Origin of the sequence: Herbaspirillum sp. NPDC087042 (assembly GCF_044745245.1) — a bacterium.
Classification (GTDB): Bacteria; Pseudomonadota; Gammaproteobacteria; order Burkholderiales; family Burkholderiaceae_D; genus Herbaspirillum.
In genome coordinates this window covers 7,834-16,737 of the sequence record NZ_JBIUZW010000035.1, presented here as the reverse complement: position 1 = coordinate 16,737, position 8,904 = coordinate 7,834, and the positions used below count along the sequence as shown (strand labels likewise).

Below are 8,904 nucleotides of genomic sequence, written 5' to 3'. Positions count from 1 at the left end.
CAGAATTTCCCGCTTGGGGACTTCACGACGACGTGGCATTTCGATTCCTTTCAATCTTCAGTTGAGTGGGCGAACCCTGCTTCAACTTCGCCTGCACTCGCGGAGAGCCATCATGGCTTCCACTTACTCGGTCCAACCTGGACCGACTCTGAGTCTGTTCACACGACGCGAAAGCGTCATGATAAACACCAATTATTACTTCTTCGCTGCCTTGGCGCGCTTGGCACCGTACTTCGAGCGAGCTTGCTTACGATCCTTGACGCCCTGGGTATCCAGTGCACCGCGAACCATGTGGTAACGCACACCCGGCAAGTCCTTCACACGGCCGCCGCGGATCAGCACGACGCTGTGTTCTTGCAGGTTGTGGCCTTCACCGCCGATGTACGAAATGACTTCGAAACCGTTGGTCAGGCGCACCTTGGCGACCTTACGCAGCGCCGAGTTCGGCTTCTTCGGAGTGGTGGTGTACACGCGGGTGCAGACACCGCGCTTTTGCGGGCTGTTTTCCAGCGCCGGCGACTTGCTCTTCACGATCGCGCGGACACGTGGTTTGCTAATCAGTTGATTGATGGTTGGCATCGTTTTAATCCAACAAAGTACAACATTGAAAACAGGTTCCGGAATCGGTTGCCCGGAACCACACAGGAAACTCTTTCGTGCAAGCAACTGCACATATCGGATTCAAGACCGGAAGGGAGATCAGCGTCGCAGAAGCGATGATTCAGACCAAAGAACGCATAAGCCCGGGCGAGCCTAAATTCGAGAACTCGCGAGTATATGCTCGAAAGACCGCCCGGTCAACCTGGGCCAGGCTTTTGGGGCGGTTTCACCCGGTTTATGGCCTTTTCACCACGCTTTTTATGGGTACTACGGCAACAATTTCTCCGGCGACAATGTCAGGCGCGCGGCAAACCATCCACCATACTACGCCATTGTGCGGTTTCAGCTTGTCCGCGATCGCGACGCGAGAAGAAGTTGACGATCTGGCGACCGCTGGCGTCGTAGAACTCCACCGAGGTCACCACACCGTGGTCGGTCGGGCGGCGCACCACCCAGCCATGATCGACAGCGGCCGATCGCAGGTGCAGGTTGAAATCCGGGTCCAGCACATTGAGCCACTCACCGGAGGTCACGAGCTTGCCGATGGTGCCGCTGTAGATCTGCGTCATGCCACGATTGCTGACGAAGACCATGATGGGCTGCTGACGTGCACGCGCCTCTTCCAGCAAGGCTTGCGCGGCCTGCGGGGTGATACGCCAGGCAGCATCGGGGCCGATCAGCTGCAGCGCCTGTTCACGGGTGAGCTTGAGCTCGCGCAGCAGGCGCGGGAACTGGTGCACATCGGTCAACTCCTTCCAGGACTGTCGCAATTCCTTGATGTCGTCAGCCGATGGTGTCGTCCGGGCGGCCTGGGCCGGTAGCGGCGGCGCCGGCTCGACCTTGAGGGCGGCACCCTGCTCGCTCATGCGGAAGTCGGACACCAGCTTGTCGAAGGCTGCCACATGCTCGTCGTTGTCGAGATACACCTTGTGCACGGCATCACCCTGGCGGTCGAAGAATTGCAGGCTGCGGCTGGTCTTGCCGGCACGACCCGGTTGCACGACGGCAAAGGCGCTGGCCCACTCTCCCGAAGAAAAGCGCAGATCGATCGGGCCACCGGCAAATCCGCTGCCGGGCTGCACTCTGCCCTCTTCATCGCGCCGCGCCGGCGTCACTTCGCCGGCACGCTCCAGGACCACGTCATCGTTATGCGTGATGGCCTTGATGCGGCCCAGTTCCGGCAAGCGCTCGTAGATCGCCTTGATGTCTGCCTCACCCGCCTTCAGGCGCAGCGCCTGGCCACCCGCCTGCGTGGCCAGCAACTGTGCTTCGGACACGCCGAGCTGGCGCGCGGCATCGCGCGGATGCAGCTTGGGTTGCGCCTCGCGCAGCTGCGACCAGCGTTCGGCCAACGGCGCCTGGGTGGCGCAACCGGCGGCGGCCAGTGTCGCTGCCAGCAGCAGGGTGGAGGTCTTCAGGCGCAGGCGCGCGCCTCTCATGAGGTGCTTGGACATGGGATTTCCTTTCAGTGGAAGAAGGGCTGGATCAGTACTCGAGCTTGAGGCTCACGTTGAAACTGCGGCCAGGCTCGGTATAGGCATCCTTGTTGATGGCGCTGTCGGACAGCGACAGGCCGCGAATGTCGGTCCAGCTCCAGTACTTGCGATCGAACAGGTTGCGGATGCCGGCATAGACGGTCATGTTGCGGCTCAGGTGGTAGCCCCCGGAGAGATCCACCACGAAGAAGGCCGGCGAGACGAAGTTGGTGGCCGTGGGAATGTCTTCCTTCTTCTTGGCGGCGTTGTAGACCAGGTCGCTCTGCATGAACCATTGTCGGCCCGGCTCATAGCGCAGGCCGGTCACCACCGACAGCGGCGCCACCGATTCCAGTCCCTGCTCCACGCCGTTGGTGGTGGTCGTCCCCTTGGTCCAGGCCACACCGGCCTTGAAGTTCAGGCCATTGTCGAGCTGGTAGTCGAGGCGTGCCTCCAGGCCATGGATCTCGGCCTTGGCGGCATTGCGATACTGGTAGATGGTCGGGTTGGCCACGGTCAGGTTGCCGCCCACGGTGACCAGGTCGATGAAGTTGCGATAATTGCCCTTGTAGGCGGCCGCGCTATAGCGCAGCGAACCGGCGCCGGCCGGCATCTTCCCGCGCAGGCCGATCTCGATGGTATTGCTGGTCTCGGGCTTGAGGTCGGGATTGGAGATCTGCTTGTAGACCGTGTTGTTGAAGAAGGAATTGACCTCCTGCGGCGAGGGCGAACGGAAGCCGCGTGCGTACTGGATGTAGGGGATGAAGGCCGGCGTGACTTCGTACAGGAAGGCCAGGCGCGGCGAGAAGGCGCTGTCGCGGCTGGTCACCGCCGGCTGGCCGCTGGCCACGGCCTGGGCGTCGTACTTGGCGCTGGCCTGGGGCTTGAGCGTGTAGCTGTCATAGCGCAGGCCGGCGATGGTGGTCAGGGCGCCGGTGCGCATCTCGTCCTGTACGTAGGCACCCAGCAGCGAATACTCGGTCTTGGGGAAATACTGGCAGTACTGCGTGCCGGTGCAGGTGCTCCAGCCGGTGCCATTGGCATTGACCTGCAGGGTGGACAGGCTCAGATCCAGGCCATAGACCAGCTTGTGGCGCCAGCTCTCGGGCCCGAAATTGCTTTCGGCCAGCACCCCGCCGCCAATCATGCGGTCGCTGTAGGACACCTCACGGAAGCGCGGGCGCACAATCGTGGCCGTGCTGGTGCCGGCCTCATAGGTGTACTGGTCGGTGTCGGCGTTGCGATAGTAAAGGTTGGCCTTGATCTTCTGCACCCAGGGCTGCTCGGCATCGATGTGCTCATAGGCCAGCGTCGCGCGTTGCCCGCGGGCCTGGCTGCTGGTGTTGTAGGCCGTGATGCCATTGCCCAGCGCCGACAGGCTGTTGCCGCTGTCGCGCTCTTCGGTGGCCTGCAGCGTGAGCTTGTAGCTATCCACCCCGTTGGGCTTGAACACCAGCTTGCCCAGCGCCGATCGATTGGTAGTGCTCATCGGATCGGGTGTGGTGCGGGCCGAGCCGGTCACGTCATTGCTGCCCTGGTTGTCGCTCTCGTTGCCGTGACGCGTATTGAGGATCAGCATCCCCTGCCATTGCTCACCGCCCCAGGCGGCACTGGCGGTGGCGCCGAAGCTCTTGTCCGAGGAATCGTAGGAAGGCTTGAAGGAAAAATAGCTGCTCTTGCCGAACACCCCCAGCAGGTCGGCCGGATCCTTGGTGATGAAATTGACCGCACCGGTCAGGCCATCACTACCATAAAGCGACGAGGCCGGACCGCGCAACACCTCGATGCGCTGGTACAGCTCGGTGTCGGTAGTCGCGCCCCGCCCCACACTGGCCACGCCCTGGCTGAAGGCGCGCGGCATGCTGATGCCATCTTCCAGCATCAGCACGCGATTGCCATCCAGGCCACGGATGGTGATGCCCTCGTTGCCGCCGCGTCCGGTAGTGGCCGTCGCACCCGTGATGCCGGACATGCGATAGACCGAGCGCCGCACCTCCACACCCGGCTCGTAGCGCAAGGCATCCTTGATGTCGCGGACGTTGTGCTCTTCCATCTCCTCGGCGGTGATCACCGAGACGGTCGCCGCGGCGTGGTCGAGATCGGTGCTGCCCGCGCGATTGGCGGTGACCACCACGTGCTGCAGCTTCTTGCTGCCCGGCTTGGCGGACTGGTTTGTCGACGGATTTGTCGATGGATTCGAGGATTGATTCGTGGACTGATTTGTAGACTGATCTTCAGCCACCTGCGCGAAAGCGCCGGCGCACAGCCACTGCTGCAGCGCCATGAAAACGGCTGCTGCACATGTCGATTTGCAAGGAAACACTGGTAACCACCCCTATGTATTGGTTCGGTTACTAGCGTTGGCTGGCTACCTCTTGAAGAAGGACCGACCCGCGGCAGACGCGGGAACTGGTCGGAAAGAAAGCGGATGTGAACCCATCCGCCACCCATGCAGATGAGAATAATTATTATTTGAAGATGATAAAAGATTCACCATTGCTTGGCAATCACTACCCCTCTTGTCCTACAAACCGTAGGGACAAAAAAACGGCGCCGGAATTGCTTCCGGCGCCGTCTTGTCTTGCCTGGTGCACATTGCCGGGTGGCCGATCCTGCTGGCCACCGTGGCAATGGTGATGCTTACGCTTCGCTTTCGCCGCCACCGATGGATTCGGTCGAGGAGATATCCTCGTCGCCGAACTCGGAACGGGAGGCGCGTTCGGCTTCGAGCAGTGCTGCGCGCTCTTCGGCTTCCCATGCATCCTTTTCCTTGCGTGCGCGGTGGAACGCCAGACCGGTACCGGCCGGGATCAGGCGGCCGACGATCACGTTTTCCTTCAGGCCACGCAGGCCATCCTTCTTGCCCATGATCGCCGCTTCGGTCAGCACGCGGGTGGTTTCCTGGAACGATGCGGCCGAGATGAAGGAGTCGGTCGACAGCGATGCCTTGGTAATACCCAGCAGAACGTTCTCGTAGGTCGCCGGCAGCTTGCCTTCGGCGTTCACGCGATCGTTCTCGTCCAGCAGTTCGGAGCGCTCGACCTGCTCACCGGTGATGTAGTTGGTGTCGCCCGGCTCCACCACTTGCACGCGGCGCAGCATCTGACGCACGATCACTTCGATGTGCTTGTCGTTGATCTTCACGCCTTGCAGACGGTACACGTCCTGCACTTCGTCGACGATGTAACGGGCCAGCGCTTCGATACCCAGCAGGCGCAGGATGTCTTGCGGGTCGGCCGGGCCGTCCACAATCATTTCGCCCTTGTTCACCACCTGGCCGTCGTGCACCAGCACTTGCTTGTCCTTGGTGATCAGGAACTCGTGCTTGGTGCCTTCCATGTCGGTGATTTCCAGACGCTGCTTGCCCTTGGTTTCCTTGCCGAAGGCAACGGTACCAGTGACTTCTGCCAGCATGCCGGCGTCCTTGGGCGAACGTGCTTCGAACAGTTCGGCCACGCGCGGCAGACCACCGGTAATGTCACGGGTCTTCTGCGATTCGGTCGGGATACGGGCCAGCACTTCACCCACATGCACCTGTTGACCATCCTTGACGGTGATCAGTGCGCCGACCTGGAAGCCGATGGTCACCGAGTGTTCGGTGCCGGCGATCTTCACTTCTTCGCCCTGTTCGTTCAACAGCTTGACCTGCGGACGCATGACCTTGGAGGACGGACCACGACGCTTCGCATCGATCACCACCAGGGTCGACAGACCGGTGACTTCGTCGATCTGCTTGGCGACGGTGGAGCCTTCTTCCACGTTCTCGAACTTCACGGTACCGGTGTACTCGGTGATGATAGGACGGGTCAGCGGATCCCAGGTTGCCAGCGCGGTACCGGCCTTGATCGTCATGCCATCCTTGACGATCAGGGTGGCGCCGTAAGGCACTTTGTGACGTTCACGCTCACGGCCCAGGTCGTCGGTGATCAGCACTTCGCCGGAACGGGAAATGACGATCTGCTCGCCCTTGCCATTGGTCACGTAACGCATCGTGACGGTGAAGCGCACGGTGCCGTTGGACTTGGCTTCGACCGAGGAGGCCACTGCCGCACGCGATGCCGCACCACCGATGTGGAAGGTACGCATGGTCAGCTGGGTACCCGGTTCGCCGATGGACTGCGCCGCGATCACACCGACGGCTTCGCCGGAGTTGACCAGCAGGCCACGGCCCAGATCGCGACCGTAGCACTTGGCGCACAGGCCATAGCGGGTGTCGCAAGTCAGCGGAGTACGGACCTTCACTTCGTCGATGCCCAGACGTTCGATCTCTTCGACCTTGTCTTCGTCCATCAGGGTACCGGCTTCGTACAGGGTTGCCTGGTCTTCCGGATTGATGATGTCGGTGGCTGCCACGCGGCCCAGGATACGGTCGCGCAGGGCTTCGATGACTTCACCGCCTTCGACCAGCGCCTTCATGGCCGCGCCGTTGGAGGTGCCGCAATCGTCTTCGATCACGACCAGATCCTGGGTCACGTCCACCAGACGACGGGTCAGGTAACCGGAGTTTGCGGTCTTCAGCGCGGTGTCGGCCAGACCCTTACGGGCGCCGTGCGTCGAGATGAAGTACTGCAACACGTTCAGACCTTCGCGGAAGTTCGCGGTAATCGGCGTTTCGATGATGGAGCCGTCAGGCTTGGCCATCAGGCCGCGCATACCAGCCAGCTGGCGGATCTGGGCAGCCGAACCACGGGCGCCGGAGTCGGCCATCATGTAAATCGCGTTGAACGATTCCTGGGTGGTCTTCTTGCCTTCGCGGGTAACGACGTCCTCGACCTTGAGCTGGTCCATCATGGCCTTGCCGACTTCGTCACCGGCCTTGCCCCAGATGTCCACGACCTTGTTGTAGCGCTCGCCCGCGGTCACCAGACCGGAAGCGTACTGCTGCTCGATCTGCTTGACTTCGGATTCGGCAGCGGCGATCAGGGTGGCCTTTTGGGGCGGCACCAGCATGTCGTCCACGCAGATCGAGATACCGGCGCGGGTCGCCAGGCGGAAGCCCGACTGCATCAGCTGGTCGGCGAACACCACGGTGGCACGCAGACCGCACTTGCGGAAGGACGTGTTGATCAGCTTGGAGATTTCCTTCTTCTTCAGCGCGCGGTTCAGCACCGAGAACGGCAGGCCCTTGGGCAGGATCTCGGAGAGGATGGCGCGGCCGACGGTGGTCTCGTAGCGCTTGATGGTCTTGACGAATTCGCCGGTGACCGGGTCCTTCGGATGCTCGACGATACGCACGGTCACACGGGTGGCCAGCTCGACTTCCTTGTTGTCGTAGGCGCGGATGACTTCGGACACGTCCGGGAACAGCATGCCTTCGTTCTTGCCGTTGATGGCTTCACGGGTGGCGTAGTACAGACCCAGCACGATATCCTGGGACGGCACGATGGACGGTTCGCCGTTGGACGGGAACAGGATGTTGTTGGAGGCCAGCATCAGGGTGCGGGCTTCCATCTGCGCTTCGATCGACAGCGGCACGTGGACGGCCATCTGGTCGCCGTCGAAGTCGGCGTTGAACGCCGCGCAAACCAGCGGGTGCAGCTGGATCGCCTTGCCTTCGATCAGGACCGGCTCGAACGCCTGGATGCCCAGACGGTGCAGGGTCGGGGCACGGTTCAGCATGACCGGGTGTTCGCGGATGACTTCTTCCAGGATGTCCCAGACCACCGGCTCTTGCGCTTCCACCAGCTTCTTGGCGGCCTTGATGGTGGTCGACAGACCCATCAGTTCCAGCTTGTTGAAGATGAAAGGCTTGAACAGTTCCAGGGCCATCAGCTTGGGCAGGCCGCACTGGTGCAGCTTCAGCTGCGGACCCACCACGATGACCGAACGGCCCGAGTAGTCCACGCGCTTGCCCAGCAGGTTCTGACGGAAACGACCGCCCTTACCCTTGATCATTTCAGCCAGCGACTTCAGCGGACGCTTGTTGGCGCCGGTCATGGCCTTGCCGCGACGACCATTGTCCAGCAGCGAGTCAACCGCTTCCTGCAGCATGCGCTTTTCGTTGCGCGTGATGATTTCAGGCGCGCGCAGTTCCATCAGGCGCTTCAGACGGTTATTACGGTTGATGACGCGGCGATACAGGTCGTTCAGGTCGGAGGTCGCGAAGCGGCCGCCATCCAGCGGCACCAGCGGACGCAGTTCCGGCGGCAGCACCGGCAGCACTTCCATGATCATCCAGTCGGGCTTGATGCCCGAGCGCTGGAACGCCTCCAGCACCTTCAGGCGCTTGGCGTACTTCTTGATCTTGGCTTCGGACTTGGAGTCCTTGAGTTCCTGGCGCAGGGTTTCCGCTTCGCGGTCGATGTCGATCGAGCGCAGCAGTTCGCGGATACCTTCGGCGCCCATGAAGGCGATGAAGTCGTCACCGTACTCTTCGTACTTGGCGGCGTAGTCGTCTTCGGACTTGATCTGGCACTTCTTCAGCGGGGTCATGCCGGGATCGGTCACGACGTAGGCTTCGAAGTACAGCACGCGTTCGATATCGCGCAGGGTCATGTCCAGCACCATGCCCAGACGGGAGGGCAGCGACTTCAGGAACCAGATGTGGGCAGTGGGGGAAGCCAGCTCGATGTGGCCCATGCGCTCACGGCGCACCTTGGCCAGGGTCACTTCAACGCCGCACTTCTCGCAGATCACGCCGCGGTGCTTCAGGCGCTTGTACTTGCCGCACAGGCACTCGTAGTCCTTGATGGGGCCAAAGATCTTGGCGCAGAACAGGCCATCGCGCTCGGGCTTGAAGGTACGGTAGTTGATGGTTTCCGGCTTCTTGACTTCGCCGAAGGACCACGAACGGATCTTGTCCGGCGAAGCCAGACCGATCTTGATCGCG

The 8,904-nt window shown here is 61.7% G+C and carries 4 protein-coding genes; all 4 read right to left on the bottom strand.

Annotated features, from left to right (window positions below):
• Nucleotides 1-195: 195 nt before the first annotated feature.
• Nucleotides 196-579, bottom strand: a complete 384-nt coding sequence (gene rpsL, locus ACIPHN_RS25525; protein ID WP_006465490.1) for a 30S ribosomal protein S12 — start codon at nt 577-579, stop codon at nt 196-198.
• A 317-nt stretch (nt 580-896) separates the two neighbouring features.
• On the bottom strand, nt 897-2,054 hold the full coding sequence (locus ACIPHN_RS25520) for a hemin-degrading factor (RefSeq protein ID WP_400441922.1): 1,158 nt from the start codon (nt 2,052-2,054) through the stop codon (nt 897-899).
• A 31-nt stretch (nt 2,055-2,085) separates the two neighbouring features.
• Complete coding sequence (locus tag ACIPHN_RS25515) at nt 2,086-4,209, bottom strand: TonB-dependent hemoglobin/transferrin/lactoferrin family receptor (protein ID WP_400441920.1); 2,124 nt, start codon at nt 4,207-4,209, stop codon at nt 2,086-2,088.
• A 506-nt stretch (nt 4,210-4,715) separates the two neighbouring features.
• Nucleotides 4,716-8,904 (bottom strand): DNA-directed RNA polymerase subunit beta' (gene rpoC / locus ACIPHN_RS25510; RefSeq protein ID WP_400441917.1); only part of this gene is annotated, 4,189 nt, incomplete at its 5' end.

Excerpts from the sequence above, each read along its gene's own strand:
- ACIPHN_RS25520 (WP_400441922.1), bottom strand. The coding sequence starts at position 2,054 with ATGTCCAAGCACCTCATGAGAGGCGCGCGCCTGCGCCTGAAGACCTCC.
- rpsL (WP_006465490.1), bottom strand. The coding sequence starts at position 579 with ATGCCAACCATCAATCAACTGATTAGCAAACCACGTGTCCGCGCGATC.